Below are 15,762 nucleotides of genomic sequence, written 5' to 3'. Positions count from 1 at the left end.
GATCCGATGCAGCAGTCATAACCCCGCGCTACGATATCTTATCAATCAAGCAGATATGCCGAGGATGAGACTATGGATGCCAAAAGTAATTTACTTGAAACCATTGAGCCAGGACTTTGGATCACGAAGAATTTTGCTTTTACCGATGGTCCGGACGTGGATCGGTCTGTCTGGACAAGCCCTATCTGGCATTCTGGTTACAACCCGTCTTTTCTGGGACGCACGGCACTGCGTAACCCAACTGACTTCAAAGGCTCAGTTGGCTGCACACCTGTCGAAAATGGCCGCGCTCAGTTAAGGCTTAGCACATACAACCCACTTGACCCGAACCACACTAGCCTGCTCGGCGCTCAGATCAATACAATCAAAAAATGGGGACTGAGCCGCTACGCGAAGGTCGCCTTTCACGCGAGAGTCATATGCCCTACCTTGATGCCCAAAGGTGCTGTTGCCGCCTTGTTTGCCTATAACCTCCTCAATCAGGATAAAGATCAGAGAGATGAAATAGACTTTGAGCTGATCTCAAAGTACTGGAACGAACCAAAGCCGCAGATCAACACAAATGTTTTCCTCGACAGCAGCCGAGGCACAGCTGTACAAAACACCATTCATCAAGTGTTCGGCAATCCTATTGATCTGCATATCATCTGGTCATCAACTGGCATCCAATGGCTTGTCAACGGAGTTACCGTTCGAAAATCCTCACAGGCTCCTCAGTCCGACATGAGCCTCACTCTTAACTTCTGGGCTCCAAGTGCAACAGGATGGACCTGGGCCTATGACGCCGATTTGCAGCCTTCAAACGCGCCTGGACAGAGTTGGACATTTCAGGTTGCTTCTGCATCTGTTTCATACGTCACCTTATGAACGGAGTGAGTGCGATGTGGGATCTCGCAGATCCCGCTGAGCACCGGCCACTAGCTCAAGTCGTTTCACAGGTCACAAGATGGCGAGGGCTCCCCTCGCCTTCTCTTTTCAATCCTCATTGAGAAACGCGACAAGCTTTTCCATTTTATGAAGTGACAAGCTCCGGATCTCGACTTCGCAATATTCGCTGTCTGCTCTGACCTCAATCGACCCACTGGCTTGAGGATCAAACTTGCGAATGGCTTCTGTCAGCTTGTATCTGCCAAACATGTTGACTTCAGCCTCCATGGGCGCAGCTCGGTTTATTGTCTCTGCAATCTTCCGTTTTTTTCGCTCGTGCTCTGCGACTTCGGCCAAAGCTTTATAGGCTCGGGGTAGTGCAGGCGTGACGATATCGCGGTTGATTTGAGTAAGGACTTGCTGAGTTTGTGTCGTAAATCGTCCTGGCGCAAAGGTTCGCCGCAACTCAACATTCTCATCAGGCGTGGCATGCGGTTTCAAGTCTCGCCAATAGTGGCAATCTCCCAAATCCTGACGCAAGCTGGCCTTTACAACTATCCGTCTTTTGCTTGAAAAAAACCTGATAACCAAAGCTCCCACCTGAGATTCAACGGTGACGAGGTGATCTTGGGAGAGGATCTTACCCTCTCCCTCGAAAAGCAGCTTTGCAACTGGCATTACTGTATCAGAAAGGGTCACGCTGCAGCCTCAAGAGACGCATAACCAAAATGCGCTTTGGATGGGCGAACGCTGCCGTGACGTTCGCGGATCTGGTCCATTGAATACCGGCCACGGCTGCTAGAACGCCAAGCTGCAGGGCGGTAGTTCCACTTTTTCTTTTTGGATGCATATTTGAAACCGGCTGCTTTCAGGGCGTCTTTGTGTTGCTTGGTGTTACCGCTCACCCAGATCCACGAACCGCAAATTTCAATCTCCAAACCATCCAGATTGATAATCGCGTTCAATGCCGCGTTGAGTTCTTCCCCATAGTTGCTGTTTGTGGCCTCTTCAGTTTCGGTGCTGTCGGCATTTTTTAGAGCATCATAAGCAGCGTTTACGAGTTTCATCATCTCACCGCCTGCAGCGCTGGCGTCTGGGTTTAGATCTGGATGGTATTTCTTGGCCGCTGCTTTGTAGGCCGCTTTGATTTCGTCCTGGCTGGCACCTGAAGACAAGCCGAGGATTGAAAGGGCGTCTGAGATAATCATGTGTTTTGCTCCCGCTTGAGGTCCGTTTCTTTCTTCTTGTCGAAGACAGCGGGGGGAGCGGTGCAAGGATCGGAAGGCCGGAGGGGTATCACCCACCTGAGCGCGTGTGCGCGAAAGCCGACCTGCAGCTGCAGGTCGAGTCCTGCACGCAGATTTGCGGTACCGGTCTGCCGGCACAAGCAAAGCTAAGGAAGGATGGGGAGACCGGCCTGGAGACCGCAAAGCGGCTTTAGTCCTTGCGCCAGCGATGGGGCGAAGCCCCTAGCAGCGGCTCCTCAGATAAGAACGACAACTGGCTTCCGGCTGACATATGGCGGTAACACCCGCCGTGAGCAAGCCGGAAGCTATCAACTAAACCGATGGTCAAGCACTTCAGTTTATGAAGAGAAAATCAGCGCTGACACAATGTCATTGCGACATATGGCGGCATATTATCTCCTCCATGATTATGCGCTGCAACAGTTGAGGTCGAGAATGCGTGATTGTGGTTTCGATTGTTATCACTGTGACGATCATGTCCATGTGGATGCGGTTGGCCCAAGTCATCCATACCATTCGTACGTCCAGTGTGATTATGTGCTGCCTCATCTGGTATATCGGCTCGCCCACCCTGCGATGCGAACGAAATCTCATCGGAAGCCCCAACAATAAAGCGCCCAGCCCCTTCCTTGAAGGGTGTCCAACCTTCAGGGCAATATGCTTGATTGAATGCCATGATCGCACCCGGAGGAGTAACATAGTATGTGTCAACGACTTGCTCAAATGCGATTGGCAGAGCTGAGCCACTCGTATTTACGACTATGTACCCTTGCTTAAACTCAATTTTCCCAACTCCATTTTCTTCAGTAGTAACTGGCGCATCCCGTTGGCAATCAATCTGAATATTTGAGTTTCCGATCCGTTGATTAACCGCATTCGTTGTGACGTTACCCGCTGGATCCACTAACTTTGTCTCACAGGTATATCCGTCCGTATCAACACCGAAGAACACCAAATTGGCATCCAAAGTACTATCAACTTCTATGTGAACATAATTTGAATGATCACCCAAAGCCTGGAAACTGATGTTCACCGCCTTTTTGGCGATATCTTGGCACTGATTCCACGCTGTTAGTGCTGATGAGTTTAGAGTACTAGCCTCTTGGAAAAGCTGTGTTCGAGAAGCCGCAAAATCCTGATTAGTGTCACACCATTTCCTCAAAGCAGTTCGCATCTGTGAACTGTTCCCACTAGCCTGCCCAGACCCATAACCAAAAACACTAACAGCAGCAGCACGAACTCTGCTGTCACTCATACTATCAAAGTCTGATCCGCAATTTTGATGGTATTTATAAGCAATTGCGTGCTCAGCGCTTTGATAGCGCGTAATATTATTAATCCCGTGCTGTAAAAGCGCATTACAGTGTGAAGTTTCTTGAGCGACTAATTCCATAGGTAATACTGTAAGAGAAGCAAAAATCAAAAATCTACAAATCATAACCGACCCTTTCCGAGCAATATCCTCTAGGTAAGCGCAAAGCGCTTACTTGTATGCTGTACTCGTCAATTGATTTAGTCTAGCTATTTCTACCAGTGGCCTATGTATCACGTTCAATCTTCAAAACCTTAATCTTTGCGGCAACCACCACCCCTTCGACTTGCAGAACAGCAGACACAATCACAATGCACACGAAGATGGTTTCATCCCAGTAGAAGAGCTGTAGGAAGGCCAGCAGTCCTACAAACGCCAGAGCGATGGCTTGCGGTGTGTAGCGCATGGCTACTCCAAGCCGGTAGCCTGCGATAAATGAGATCAAAGCAGCTGCAACCACTGTTTCGATGGCAAGTAACATTGAAAGTTCAAAGTATGTCATTTGATCAATCTTTCTTCCTAGAAACACTCACCGGCTGAAGCTTGGCAAAAGCTGGCTTCATTGCCGAAAATCCAATCGCCCTGACGGGACAAATACTCTCTCAGATCCGCACGCGAATAGCGCTCGGAAAACTGTGCAGCTTCTTTGCTGGTGGTCTGCCCTTGCTTTGAAGCTTCCATCTGCTCCCACCAACTGGCACGCTGCGGATAATCTCTTGTAAGCGCTGCAGTGTTGGCTTCCGATTTCAGGAAGCACCCGTCACAGTTCCCAAGCCAGCAGTTCCCTCCAACATTCGGGAGCTGAAGGTCGAAGTTCCGCCCCTTCCAGAAAGCCGCAACGTCCTTCCTGGATACATTTGCGGTGGCAAGCGGGGTCCATTGGGTCCAACGCTCTTTGCGGGGCTTGCCGATCCGGTGCGGTTCATCGGCGCGTATCCCAACTGCTGAACTCCATTTCTTCCAGCCAAGGGTTTTGAGATAGCGGGTTGCAGTGCGCTCCTTCAGCTCAGCTGTGCAGTACCGCGCCCGCTGATTGAGCAAGTAAGCCCGCGTTGCGATCAATGCCTCAAACGGCTCCCCTTCACGAGAAGCAGAAGCGTAATCTACAGCACGAAACAAAGGCTCTGCAGGCTGATACTCCAACCAGATGACATCGACGCTCCAGCGCGCTCCGATCTCCTTCACAAAGTCCAGTGTTTCGGGCATTTCTCTGCCGGTGTTCTGAAACAGCACCTTTACTCGCTCGGGTAGATCTCCGTTCGCTCTCAAGATCTGGTAGAGCATGTAGGCACTGGTACGCCCACCAGAGAGGGCAATTTGCACATTGCCTTCAGGCAGTTTGAATGCATCCATTGAACTCACTCCGCGGTGTATGCTGCAGATCCTCGACCAGCTTGCTCAGCTGATCGCGATCCGGAGACTCAGATGATGCGAGATCCTTCGAGAGTGAACTCCCCTTCCCCACACATTTGATTCAATGGTGGCTTTGTGACCATCCCCTCCAAATCGAGCGGCGTGGCCGGTTGATGGGTTGAGCTGCAGGCGACAAGAAGAAAGAAGGCAAATACAGAAAGGTATTTCATGGGGGATCTCCCTAGCTCGCCATGCGTTTGAAAGGTTCTCGATTAAGCTGAAAGTTCCGGCATTCCTCACGCCAAGCAATGGCCCATGGGTGCCTGGTCGGCGTCAGGAAGTCCAAAACCGAGATTGGACACTCACGAGGCCAAGGATTGTTCTCTTCACTGATGAACTTGTAGGTGAGTTGTTTCGGCGTCCTGGATGCATGTGCAATCAGGCCTTCAACACGAGGTTGCTGATCTTCTTCGCCGTTGACGTAAAGAGCAGCATAAATCACAAACTCACCCTCATGGTAATCATGCGGTGCTGTATGTTCGTGATGCAAAACGATTTGGCGAATATCATTCTCAAGCACTTCAAGTGACTTGAAGATTGATTGCACGGCCTGTGTGATAGAGGCTGTCTTTTCTTGGACAGGAGTAGAGCCCATGGCGGTCATCCCTATTTGAGTTTGTGTGTTCAGCTCCCCTTCCCTTTCTGGAAGGTTCGCTCTCACTTTTCTCGTCACAGGGAGGCCGTTCTGCTTGGTCAAGGTCATTGCGACCGGAGGGAACCGGCTGCATGTAGCGCAGCGAAGGAAGCTGGTCGGAATGCCTGCTTGCAGGTTGCCTTGACCACGCAGAGCGGGGACTTAGAGAACAGATAAGAAGTAAGCCGCTCAGCGGCTTTCCGTATTAAAGAGCGCTGTTTGTCTGGCTGTCGTTATCTGTAACGGCCTCCTGAGTGCCGCTCGATAAGCTCTAAGTAACGAAGCGCTTCTTTCTGGTGCTGTACTGGATCTGCCTTGTCCAGTGCCTTCAAAAGGCCGTTCGCCAGATCCTCTCCTTTGTCGATTGAGGATTTTAAGTGCTCGATGGCATCCAAGAGTGATTGTCCTCGTGGATCTTCCTCTTGGCAGGTTTCCACGGCTTCGCGCAGCACTTTGAGCACGGTTGTCGTCTCAAACTGCTCCAGCAAATTTTCAGACCAATCACCGCCAAAAGCGACATTGGAGAGTTGAGTTACCTTCTGAGTCATGAGAACATATATAGAACAAAACTAAGAACAAGCAATCTCGGAAACCCATGGATGACCCTGTTTCGAACGCTATACATCGACATGAACAGCTTTTTTTAGAAAGCATCTATAACTAGCAAAATCCTTTTACTTAGTATGCTGTTATATAACACCAATTAATATCTTGAATTTAAAATAAACCTTTGAATTACTGTTTATCAGTTGGGAAAGAGCTATCTAAACCTGAAAAGGTCGTCGACAATAATGAGGTTATCGAGTTTCCTGGGCACGACTGAACTCCCTCGAACACCACCCGACTTTTTTATGGGTGAAGCACATCGAGGCAGTTCCACATATCTGGATAGGTAAGCTTCTGTTGTAAATGAGTTAGCTCTAATTGCGCAGCAGCTTAAGTGAGAGCAAATATAGTTGACGTGGAAAAGTCTTAGAAACTGTGCCTGGCTACTATGTCTTCAGCAAATTCCCCAAAAAGCTCAACTAATTGTTTTAATAGACAAAAATATGATTCAAGACCAATAAATAACTTACAAAATGATCATTTGTCGCTCAGGATCAAGTAGCTTTTTCCCGGATAACAACCATGAGTTGGTTTTCTCTCCCTGGCAAATAGTTAAGACCAGTCGCAAGATAGCAAAGGTACTTTGACTAAAACACTCCGCTTGGAAATCAAGTCTTAACGAAAGGTGAGCTCTTGTTCTTCGACATCCTAAGTTATGTTGGCATTATAGCAATTTTTGTTGGAGCCATTTACTCCTTTCATCGAATTAGGAAGCAAGATGAGTTTCGCCAACTCCGTGAGCTGGGGCTTTGCAAAAATCTAAACCTAATTCAATTGATACCAGCTTTCTTCCGAAAAAAAAGTGACCCGATTAAAGGTGTTCATGTGAAGCTCTCAAAAATTGGGCTTTGGCACGTTTTGCTTACTCCCTTCAGTATGTTGGGATATACGTACCTAATCGAGTTTATCGAATTCACCCTAAGAAAATAAAAAATGCAAGATATCGACCTTCAAAACTTAATAAAAAACCTAGTAAAACTAGGAGATACTGTTGACGATACATTTCTCCAAGCTGCCGCAGCTAGTTTGCCAAATGATTTTGCCTTGACTTATGCTACGGCTGGAGAAGCTAGCATATTCAACCTAGTCGGTGTTGAGGTTGGCAAACTTTCAGTTTACGAAACAGATGGTTCAATCAGTCGCTTTTACTCAGCTGGGGGTACTCTCGGCGGTCCAGGATTACCTGTTGAATACGTTGGTGAGTTAGGAATTGTGTACTTGGGTGATGGTGATGCGGATGCCATAATTCCTGGCATATCCGTAACTGTAGAGGGAGGCGTCGCAGTTGGTGCGGGCGTTTCTACTCCCGGACTAGGATTATTTGACCATATAGGAAACGTTGTCAGAGACTTTGATAAGTCTGATTTGAGAAGTGTAACAGAAGCTCTTCGTCTATTACCTGAGGGAACAACACTTTATACTTCGTCCGGACTACAAGTTGGGGGTGGGATTGAAGCTTCAATCACTGTAAGCGCAGATGTTTTTGATATTAAACTTGGAGGCCAAGTAAAGACGCATCCATTCGAAAGTAACGCTTACACCGAGATGATTTCCTATATAAGTGAAACGGGTCACCCAGCAAGTATTTCTTGGACATTCGAAGATCAAAACGGCTCAGAGTTAACAGTAACCCAAGAAATTCAGGCTGTTGGAAGAAAATCGGACGGCACATGGCTCCTAAATCTCAAAACAAAGATTGTTGATGCGAACGGGCATAGTTTTTCTCAAGCAGAACTGAAGGATTACGGCTTCAAGAAGATAGCGCGAGTATTTACAGATGACAGTGGCGGTTTTATTGATGTTGAACCCTGCTTTCTCGCTGGTACTCCGATTCTGCTTGCCAACGGCACTAACAAGCCGATTGAAGAGATCGCTGTTGGCGATGAAGTACAGTCTTATAACTCAGCTGGTGAGCTAGTAGCTAGCCGGGTCTCGAAGGTACTCCGCAAACAATCTAAGCACATTCTGGATGTCTTCGGGCTGATGATTACACCGGGTCACGTAACCTATTGCGGAGATGGCCAGTTTAAAGGGCAACACGTGCCAATCATCGATATTTTGCGCAGTGACGGCGCATTGATGAAGAGCGATGGAAGTTTAGTACGTGCAGGAACAGGCTGCCAAGTTGGGAGCGAAGGAGATGCTCTTCTTTGGGCTGTGACAGGTGACCGTCAAGCTGATGGTAATGTAGCAATTAAACAGAATGCCCAGATCCGTGCTGGATCCCGTTTTATTCTGGATGATGGCCGCGATGTTTGCTTACTTGACCTGATCAAAGCGGCCAATGGTGAGTTGACTGAAGGTGGTTATATCAAGCTGGATGGTTCTGAGACGCCACTGCCATTTCATTGGATCTTTAGTGATAACCTACCAGCACCAGAAGATTATATGCTGCAGCGATCACAGGTGAGCCTGACGGAGATTTATGGGGCGGCTGAATGGGAAAGTAAGCCATCAGCATTGCCTGTAGGCGATGTACCATCAGAGCGCCACATAATCACACGGAGCGCTGAAGATATCGCACGAGGTAAGCCCAATATCCCGCTCCGCCTCCGCTCTAAGCTCAATTAACCTGTATTTCTTCAACGAGTGCCCGGATAACGGGCACTATCGCATGTTTTGATAGATCTTATGACACTGACTAAAATTACAGCAGATGCTGTTGCGCCTGCCTTTGACTGCTCGGCTGTTTTAAACAGTCTCCCGACATCCTCTCCTGACACTCAGGTAACTGCTGATAGTGCTTCGTTTCAAGCGCATTTAAATGAAGACGGGAGCCGTTACGCAACTTACAATTTCGAAGTTGAATCTACGCATACCTACATCGCTGGAGATATTCGGGTACACAACACTTCGATCCTGGACTACTTACCCGAAGGCGCGACTTATCTTAATCATGATTTTAATAATGATGCTGGTAAGCAGGAGCTTGATTACATCTCAGCCGATGGTGGGATCGTACATCTAACCGGCACTGGCTTCGATGATGCAAGCGATACAATCCGAGAAGACAAAACTGTCGTCTATGACGACAAAGGCGTCAAGATCCACACATACACCACGTATGACAAAGAGACCAATGAAGTCAAAGATGTTCAGCTGCTCGAGTTTGAAGATCGTGGTGTTCAGTATGGCTCTGCAGTTGGAGTCACACTTGGCTCCCAGTTTGGAGCTCTGATTGCCGGAGATAATGCCTTTGCCAAAATTGGTTACTCAACCATATTAGGCACGATTGGGCAGAACTTCGGCCAGTTCATACAAAGCTCAATCAAGTACGTAGTTAAAGATTCCACCGATACAACGATTGGCGTGTTGGAAGACATCCTGACAGATTACACACTCGATAATTTTGGTCAGGAGCTTGTCTTAAATCTGGAAGGCCAGGTCACCGGGTACTTTTCGTCGTTGTTGATGGGTGAACTTTCTGAGGCGATTGGTCTGGAAGGGTTTGCAGAAGGAGCCTTCACCACAGCTGGCAATACAATCACACAGCAGCTCTACGAAAATCTGTCAGATATCGATGTTTGGGCAGGTGGCCTGGAGGTTGATGAGATCTTTGCTGGGTTTGAGACAGTTAATTTTGTCAAAGCCGCTGGTAGCTTTATTGGTAATACTCTTGCCAATGAAGTGGTTGAGATCGATTCCATTGGTGAGAGTGTCTTTGCCTCAATCGGATCGGCAGCAGCGACAGCCTGGTCTACATCTACCGCTGTGGTCAGCGCAGTATCTAGCGCTGTCGCGGGCGTAGCAACTACTGCAGTCAGCACCTTCCTGACTGCATTAATCCTCCCAGGTATCGGCGCCTTTATTGGGACTGTCGGTGGAGCGGTTATCTTTGAGACCGTTGATCGCTGGTTTGGCGGGGCTCTTTCAGATCAGTTTGACAAGTGGTTTGGCGATCATCCAGCTTACTACCGCGAGCAACGTTTTGATGATGAAAACAACGAGATCACATCTCAGACCGGTTTTAACAAAGATTCCAACCGCGATATTGAAAGTGTCGTCAATGGCATGGAGGAAGCCTATAAGGATACCATGCATGCGGTGATTGAGGACATTGGCGGTGACGCTGATTGGGCCACCTCATGGACCTATCACACCTTTGGGTATCATCACAGTGACAACCCTGAAGGCTGGGATGACTTCAAGACAGAACTGTTCCGCAATACCGATGGCCAGCGTGTTCTTATCCATGGCAAGGATACTGCTGGCATGGTACGGGCCGCCATCTTCCAGAACCTGCAGAATCTGGAGTTCAAAGATGGGGATCTGATTAAGGTCGCAGCTCACGAGAACTGGAAGGACGACGTTACCCAGCTTGGCGATGGGGCTGGAAGCAGGATTATCTACACCTCTGTTGATCCGCGCACGACTGAAGGTGTTGCGGAGTATATGCGTCAGGCCCAGATTGCTAACGATTACCGTAAGTATCTAGACAACAAAGATGCCATTGATGCTTTGATCGCCAATGAACCTGATAGCGCATTTGCTTCTGGTTGGGTCGCAACCTTGCTGGCCGCAGCTGAACTTGGCCTCGGCAAGAGCCATAACCTTACTGGCACTGACAAGGACAATGTCTTCATTGCAGGCGAGAACCACGACATCATTGATGGTGCTGGTGGCAATGACCGTATTGAAGGCTACCAAGGCGATGATGTTCTCAAAGGTGGATCTGGTGATGATACCCTGATCGGTGGAACCGGAGATGATCGACTTGAAGGTGGCGCTGACAGTGACACCTACGTCTTTGTAGGCAACTTTGGCAAAGACGTGGTTATCGACAGTTCAGGTAGCTTGGACACCATCCGCTTTGAAGGCACCATCACGCTTTCCGATCTGAAGTTCGTGAAAGATGGCGCAGACCTGTTGGTCTATAAGCTTGTTTCAGATAATCCGGAAACAGCTCTGGATGAGCTCTCAAACGTGCTGCGTATTAAAGATTGGCAGAGTTCCATCGAGCGCTTCGAGTTTGCCGATGGATCAATCAAGGGCCGCCTTGCCCTTCTTAGCGAAGGCAATGACACCTTTACAGGAATATCATCTGATGACCTGATCATGGGCCTTGGTGGTAACGACATGCTAAACGCTGGCTCAGGAAACGACACCCTGGTTGGTGGTGCTGGCAACGACCAGCTTAAAGGCGGCTCCGGCAACGACACCTATGTGTTCAGCCGAGGTTTTGGCAAAGACACCCTAATCGAGACCTCCGGCACAGACACCCTCCGCTTCGAAGACGGCATCACCCTTGCCGACCTGAAGATTGTTGTCGATAACGATGGATTGAAGTTCTACCTGATCGATCCATCCAGTTCGGATCAAGATCTGGAGGACATTTCTGACGTCCTTACCGTCAAGAACTGGAGTACTGACAATACTCAAATCGAACGCTTTGAGTTTGCAGATGGCTCTGCTCTTAAAAAGATAGAAGTCCGTGATGATGGACGCTTGAAGCTTTATGGAGCGGCTGGAGATGCAGGAGTAAAAATCACAGGGTCGGATAATGATGATTTCCTTTACGGAACAACAGGAGCTGACGTCCTTGATCCAGGTAAAGGAGCCGGTGATTGGCAGCACTTATTCGGTTATAATGGTAATGATACCTATCTTTATGGCATCGGTGGTGGCAATGCGCTGATCAGTTCAAGTGAAGGAGAAAATGATGGATTTGATACTGTTCGCTTTATCGATCTAAATCTCTCAGATTTCGAGATTGGTACTCAGCAATATAGCGATTCCAATGGACTGGTAGTGAAGTTTCAGTGGAGCATTGATGGTCAACAAGGCCAACTCCGTGTTGCACAAATGGGTGACTACATCGAACGCTTTGAATTTGCTGATGGCACAGTAATTACAGATCTAAGCCTCCATTCACATGAGCGTATTGGCCTGACGGGAACTGATGGAGACGATTTGATCATCGGCACAAATGTTAGCAACATCATCGATGCAGGTAAGGGCAACGATACACTTGATGCTGGTGGTTATCATCAATCATGGCAACACCTTCGTGGTCAGGAAGGAGATGATACCTATCTGATCGGTGCAGATGATGGCGAAATCTGGATAACACAGGATGGAGAATGGGCTGGAAGTGGAACAGATACGGTTCGCTTTAAAGATTTGAATCTCTCAGATTTCGAAGTGACGACATACGACCATGCTTCTTACGGCGAAGCCCTGCGGTTAAGCTGGACCAAAGATGGGCAATCAGGAACGTTATATCTTTCGGATCTTGGCAAGCACATCGAACGCTTTGAGTTTGCGGACGGATCAGAGTTTGGCGGTATTGAGTTTGGGACTGAAGGGCGTCTCAGGTTGTTGGCTCTTCCGGGTGATGAAGACACTATCATTTATGGTTCCAACTATGATGACTTCGTTTTTGGAGCTGGCGGCAACGACACTTTGAGTGCCGTGCAAGGCGCAGGAAACTGGCAGTATCTATATGGCTATGGCGGGGATGATACCTATATTTACGGCACAGGTGGTGGCAACACTCTGATCCATGGCAGTGAAGGTGCAAATGATGGCTATGACATTATCCGCTTTGCTGACCTGAGCCTTGCAGATTTCACCATCATTGACACGCAGGATTACGGTAATATCAACGGCGTCACACTTAACTTCCGCTGGAATAATGAGGGTGAGCAGGGGCAGTTGCGTGTCTCTAATCTAGGTGATCATATTGAACGCTTCGAGTTTGCTGACGGAGCAAAGTTTGATGGCATCAAGTTGCTAGACGATGGAAAAGTGATGCTCTTAGGGACTGAGAACAGCAGTATAATGTCTGGAACATCAAACAGTGATGTTCTAATTGGGGGAGAAGGATCTGATACCTTCCTTTTCACTAACCCGACATTTGGTCATGATCAGATAATGGACTTTGAGATAGGAGCTTCATCTGACGACATCATTCGTTTTGATGGTGACGTCTTCAGCGATTATGATGACATTCTTGCTGCAACCAGTGATGATGGCACAGATACAATAATAGCTCTGGATGATGATAACTCAGTGACCCTCAAAGGCGTTCTGAAATCAGATCTGCATCAAGACGACTTCCAGCTGGTCTGATCTTTAAATGAATAGTCCTACAAATAAATCACCTCGGCGCATAGTCGCCGAGGCGTTTGCGGCGTCTCGGTCCGGGTATGCGGGCGTTGGGGTTTTGAGTCTGGTCATCAACCTGTTGATGCTGACGGGTCCGATGTTCATGCTGCAGATCTATGATCGCGTGCTCGCCAGCCACAGCGTGCCAACACTGGTGATCATCGCCAGCTTCGCCGGTATCCTTTATCTGTTCTTCGCCCTGCTGGAAGGCATCCGTGCCCGTGGCCTCTCGCGTATTTCTCAGGAAATCGACGCCCGTCTGTCGCGCACCGCGTTCCTTGCCAACCTGCGCGTACCACTGCGCATGGGCAACAGCGGCAAGAATGTAGACCCGATCCGCGATCTGGAAACCATGCGCCAGTTCTGGGGTGGTCAGGGTCCAGCCGCGCTCTTTGATATTCCATGGATGCCGATCTATCTGGGTCTGGTGTTCGTACTGCACTTCTGGCTCGGTATGCTGGCACTGGCTGGCGCAGTCATCATCCTCTCTCTCGTTCTTGCCAACGAGTTCATGAGCCGCGATCCCTCCAGGGAGCTGGCCTCACAAAACGCACAGCGCAGCAACACCCGCTCCGGCGCTCGCCGCAACGCGGAAGTGGTGCGCGCCCTTGGCATGAGCTCCACACTCACCAACAAGTGGGATGAAACCAACGCCCGCTTTTATGATGCCCAGACCAAGGCAGGCGACCGCGCCTCCCTGTTCGCCACTGCTATCAAAGCCTTCCGCTTCCTGCTCGGTTCTGCCGTTCTGGCCGTGGGTGCATGGCTTGCGATCCTTCAGGAAGTCTCTCCTGGCGTTATGATCGCAGCGTCCATCATCACCTCCCGTGCTTTGTCTCCTGTGGAGCAGGCTGTTGGCCAGTGGCGCGTGTTCATCGCAGCCCGTCAGGCCCGCACCCGTCTGGAAAAATCGCTGGAAGGTCTGGATGAGACCCCGCCAGAAACCGAACTGCCACTGCCAAGCAAGGCCCTCAATGTACAGCAGATCGCAACAGCGCCTCCGGGCGCTCGTGCAGTCACATTGGCTGGCGTCAACTTTGAGCTTAAAGCAGGCGATGGCATGGGCATTATCGGCCCGTCCGGATCCGGTAAAACCAGTCTGGTCCGTGCGCTTGTCGGCGTTTGGCCAATCTTGCGCGGTGCCGTTCGTCTGGATGGCGCTGAGCTGGGCCAGTGGTCGGAAGATCGTCTGGGCACAGCTGTTGGCTACCTGCCGCAGGATGTGGAACTGTTTGACGGCACCATTGCCGAAAACATCTCACGCTTTGCTCCAGAACGCGATGACGAGAAGATTTTAGAAGCCGCCCAGCTTGCCAATGTGCATGAGCTGGTCACCAGTCTGGCTGATGGCTATGACACGCAGGTTGGTGAAGGCGGGGCACTGCTTTCTGCCGGACAGCGTCAGCGTGTGGGTCTGGCCCGTGCGCTTTATGACAGCCCGTTCCTGATCGTGCTCGATGAGCCCAACTCCAATCTGGATTCAGAAGGCGAAGCAGCCCTGACCCGCGCTATCAAGCTGATGCGCGAGACCGGCAGCATTGTCATTGTCGTTGCCCACCGTCCAAGCGCGATCTCAGCTGTTGATCTGCTGCTTGTTGTGAAGGATGGCCAGCAGGCCGCCTTTGGCCCGAAAGACGAAGTCCTGCCAAAAATCAGCGCCCCAGCTGGTGTGCCAGCACCCGGTGCAAAACCGGCCCCCGGCGCACAACCAGCCCCAGCTGCTGCAAAAACAGGACCATTGAGCGTGGTGCCACATGCCTGAGCAAACAACCCTTTCCACCATTCAGACCTCTCGTAAGAAACACATGCGCTGGGGCCTCGTCCTTGTGGGCGTTCTTGTGCTTGGCCTTGGCGGCTGGTCCTCCGTTGCCAAGATCAACAGCGCAGTGATCACCTCCGGCTCCATCGCTGTCGATGGACAGGCCAAGAAAGTGCAGCATCAGGAAGGCGGCATTGTCGGCGAAATCCTGGTCAAAGATGGCGATGAGGTCAAAGCCGGTGATGTGCTGTTCCGCCTTGATGAAACGGTGGTGAAAGCCAATCTGGCCATCACCCGCAAGCGTCTTCATCAGATGCAGGCGCAGGAAGCCCGCCTTTCTGCCGAATGGCGCAATGACGCTCAGGTCACCTTCCCGGAATATCTGGTTGAGCTGGCAAAGACCGACAAGATTGCTGCCACTGCTCTGGATGGTGAGCAAGCTCTCTTTGCTGCCCGTCAGCAAGGCATCAAAGGCCGCAAGAAGCAGCTTGGCGAGCAGATTGCTCAGCTGGAGCAGCAGATTGAAGGCCTGCAGGTGCAGCGCGATGCGAAAGCCGAAAGCATTGATCTTGTCACGCAGCAACTCGCCGACTTTGCTTCTCTTTTGGAAAAGCGCCTGATCAACGCCTCTCAGGTCACCGCCATCAAGCGGGAACGGGCCGAGCTGGTTGGTGATCGTGGCGGGCTGATCTCTCAGGTCGCCCAGACCAAGGAAGCCATCAGCGAAAAGCGCGTGCAGATCTTGCAGCTGGACGAAGAGTTTTTAGAAAAAGTTCTGTCTGACCTGCAAAACATCCGCTCACAGATTGCCGAGCTA

At 49.9% G+C, this 15,762-nt stretch carries 12 protein-coding genes; 5 read left to right on the top strand and 7 right to left on the bottom strand.

The window, feature by feature from the left end; genetic code table 11:
• The first annotated feature begins 72 nt into the window (after window positions 1-72).
• Entirely contained in the window at window positions 73-867 is a 795-nt protein-coding gene (locus PsW64_RS20210; RefSeq protein ID WP_063304740.1) for a family 16 glycosylhydrolase, read from the top strand.
• Window positions 868-975: 108 nt separating this feature from the next.
• Here the strand turns inward: PsW64_RS20210 and PsW64_RS20205 are convergent, their stop codons facing one another.
• From PsW64_RS20205 to PsW64_RS20170, 7 genes are all read right to left on the bottom strand, one after another.
• Entirely contained in the window at window positions 976-1,566 is a 591-nt protein-coding gene (locus PsW64_RS20205; RefSeq protein WP_063304739.1) for a hypothetical protein, read from the bottom strand.
• The gene (locus tag PsW64_RS20200; protein WP_063304738.1) at window positions 1,563-2,075 is read right to left on the bottom strand and encodes a J domain-containing protein; all 513 of its coding nucleotides are present in this window, start codon (window positions 2,073-2,075) and stop codon (window positions 1,563-1,565) included. Before PsW64_RS20200 ends, PsW64_RS20205 begins: the two co-directional genes overlap by 4 nt.
• Window positions 2,076-2,466: 391 nt before the next feature.
• Complete coding sequence (locus PsW64_RS20190; protein WP_063304736.1) at window positions 2,467-3,552, bottom strand: hypothetical protein; 1,086 nt, start codon at window positions 3,550-3,552, stop codon at window positions 2,467-2,469.
• A 100-nt stretch (window positions 3,553-3,652) separates the two neighbouring features.
• A complete protein-coding gene (locus PsW64_RS20185; protein ID WP_063304735.1) occupies window positions 3,653-3,928 on the bottom strand; it encodes a hypothetical protein in 276 nt (91 codons plus the stop codon).
• Between the two features lie 17 nt (window positions 3,929-3,945).
• Window positions 3,946-4,779 (bottom strand): phosphoadenosine phosphosulfate reductase domain-containing protein, encoded by an 834-nt coding sequence (locus tag PsW64_RS20180; protein WP_063304734.1) that lies wholly within the window; start codon window positions 4,777-4,779, stop codon window positions 3,946-3,948.
• Between the two features lie 241 nt (window positions 4,780-5,020).
• Window positions 5,021-5,434, bottom strand: coding sequence for a hypothetical protein (locus PsW64_RS20175; protein WP_153042400.1), 414 nt, complete (start codon window positions 5,432-5,434; stop codon window positions 5,021-5,023).
• Between the two features lie 272 nt (window positions 5,435-5,706).
• Window positions 5,707-6,021, bottom strand: coding sequence for a hypothetical protein (locus tag PsW64_RS20170; RefSeq protein WP_063304732.1), 315 nt, complete (start codon window positions 6,019-6,021; stop codon window positions 5,707-5,709).
• A gap of 991 nt (window positions 6,022-7,012) precedes the next feature.
• Between PsW64_RS20170 and PsW64_RS20160 the strand changes: the two genes are divergently transcribed.
• From PsW64_RS20160 to PsW64_RS20145, 4 genes are all read left to right on the top strand, one after another.
• A complete protein-coding gene (locus PsW64_RS20160; RefSeq protein ID WP_063304730.1) occupies window positions 7,013-8,650 on the top strand; it encodes a Hint domain-containing protein in 1,638 nt (545 codons plus the stop codon).
• A 60-nt stretch (window positions 8,651-8,710) separates the two neighbouring features.
• Complete coding sequence (locus PsW64_RS20155; RefSeq protein WP_063304729.1) at window positions 8,711-13,150, top strand: calcium-binding protein; 4,440 nt, start codon at window positions 8,711-8,713, stop codon at window positions 13,148-13,150.
• Window positions 13,151-13,157: 7 nt separating this feature from the next.
• Window positions 13,158-14,948 carry a type I secretion system permease/ATPase gene (locus PsW64_RS20150; RefSeq protein ID WP_063304728.1) on the top strand — a complete coding sequence of 597 codons (1,791 nt, stop codon included), beginning with the start codon at window positions 13,158-13,160 and terminating at the stop codon, window positions 14,946-14,948.
• On the top strand, window positions 14,941-15,762 hold an 822-nt coding region (locus tag PsW64_RS20145), incomplete at its 3' end, for a biotin/lipoyl-binding protein (protein WP_153042410.1). The genes PsW64_RS20150 and PsW64_RS20145, both read left to right, overlap by 8 nt.

This window comes from Pseudovibrio sp. W64 (assembly GCF_001623145.1).
Taxonomy (GTDB): domain Bacteria; phylum Pseudomonadota; class Alphaproteobacteria; order Rhizobiales; family Stappiaceae; genus Pseudovibrio.
This window is presented reverse-complemented; position numbering and strand designations above follow the sequence as displayed.

Coding starts and splice junctions, on each gene's coding strand:
- PsW64_RS20170 (WP_063304732.1), bottom strand. CDS start 6,021: ATGACTCAGAAGGTAACTCAACTCTCCAATGTCGCTTTTGGCGGTGAT.
- PsW64_RS20155 (WP_063304729.1), top strand. CDS start 8,711: ATGACACTGACTAAAATTACAGCAGATGCTGTTGCGCCTGCCTTTGAC.
- PsW64_RS20180 (WP_063304734.1), bottom strand. CDS start 4,779: ATGGATGCATTCAAACTGCCTGAAGGCAATGTGCAAATTGCCCTCTCT.
- PsW64_RS20200 (WP_063304738.1), bottom strand. CDS start 2,075: ATGATTATCTCAGACGCCCTTTCAATCCTCGGCTTGTCTTCAGGTGCC.
- PsW64_RS20210 (WP_063304740.1), top strand. CDS start 73: ATGGATGCCAAAAGTAATTTACTTGAAACCATTGAGCCAGGACTTTGG.
- PsW64_RS20175 (WP_153042400.1), bottom strand. CDS start 5,434: ATGGGCTCTACTCCTGTCCAAGAAAAGACAGCCTCTATCACACAGGCC.
- PsW64_RS20150 (WP_063304728.1), top strand. CDS start 13,158: ATGAATAGTCCTACAAATAAATCACCTCGGCGCATAGTCGCCGAGGCG.
- PsW64_RS20185 (WP_063304735.1), bottom strand. CDS start 3,928: ATGACATACTTTGAACTTTCAATGTTACTTGCCATCGAAACAGTGGTT.
- PsW64_RS20190 (WP_063304736.1), bottom strand. CDS start 3,552: ATGATTTGTAGATTTTTGATTTTTGCTTCTCTTACAGTATTACCTATG.
- PsW64_RS20160 (WP_063304730.1), top strand. CDS start 7,013: ATGCAAGATATCGACCTTCAAAACTTAATAAAAAACCTAGTAAAACTA.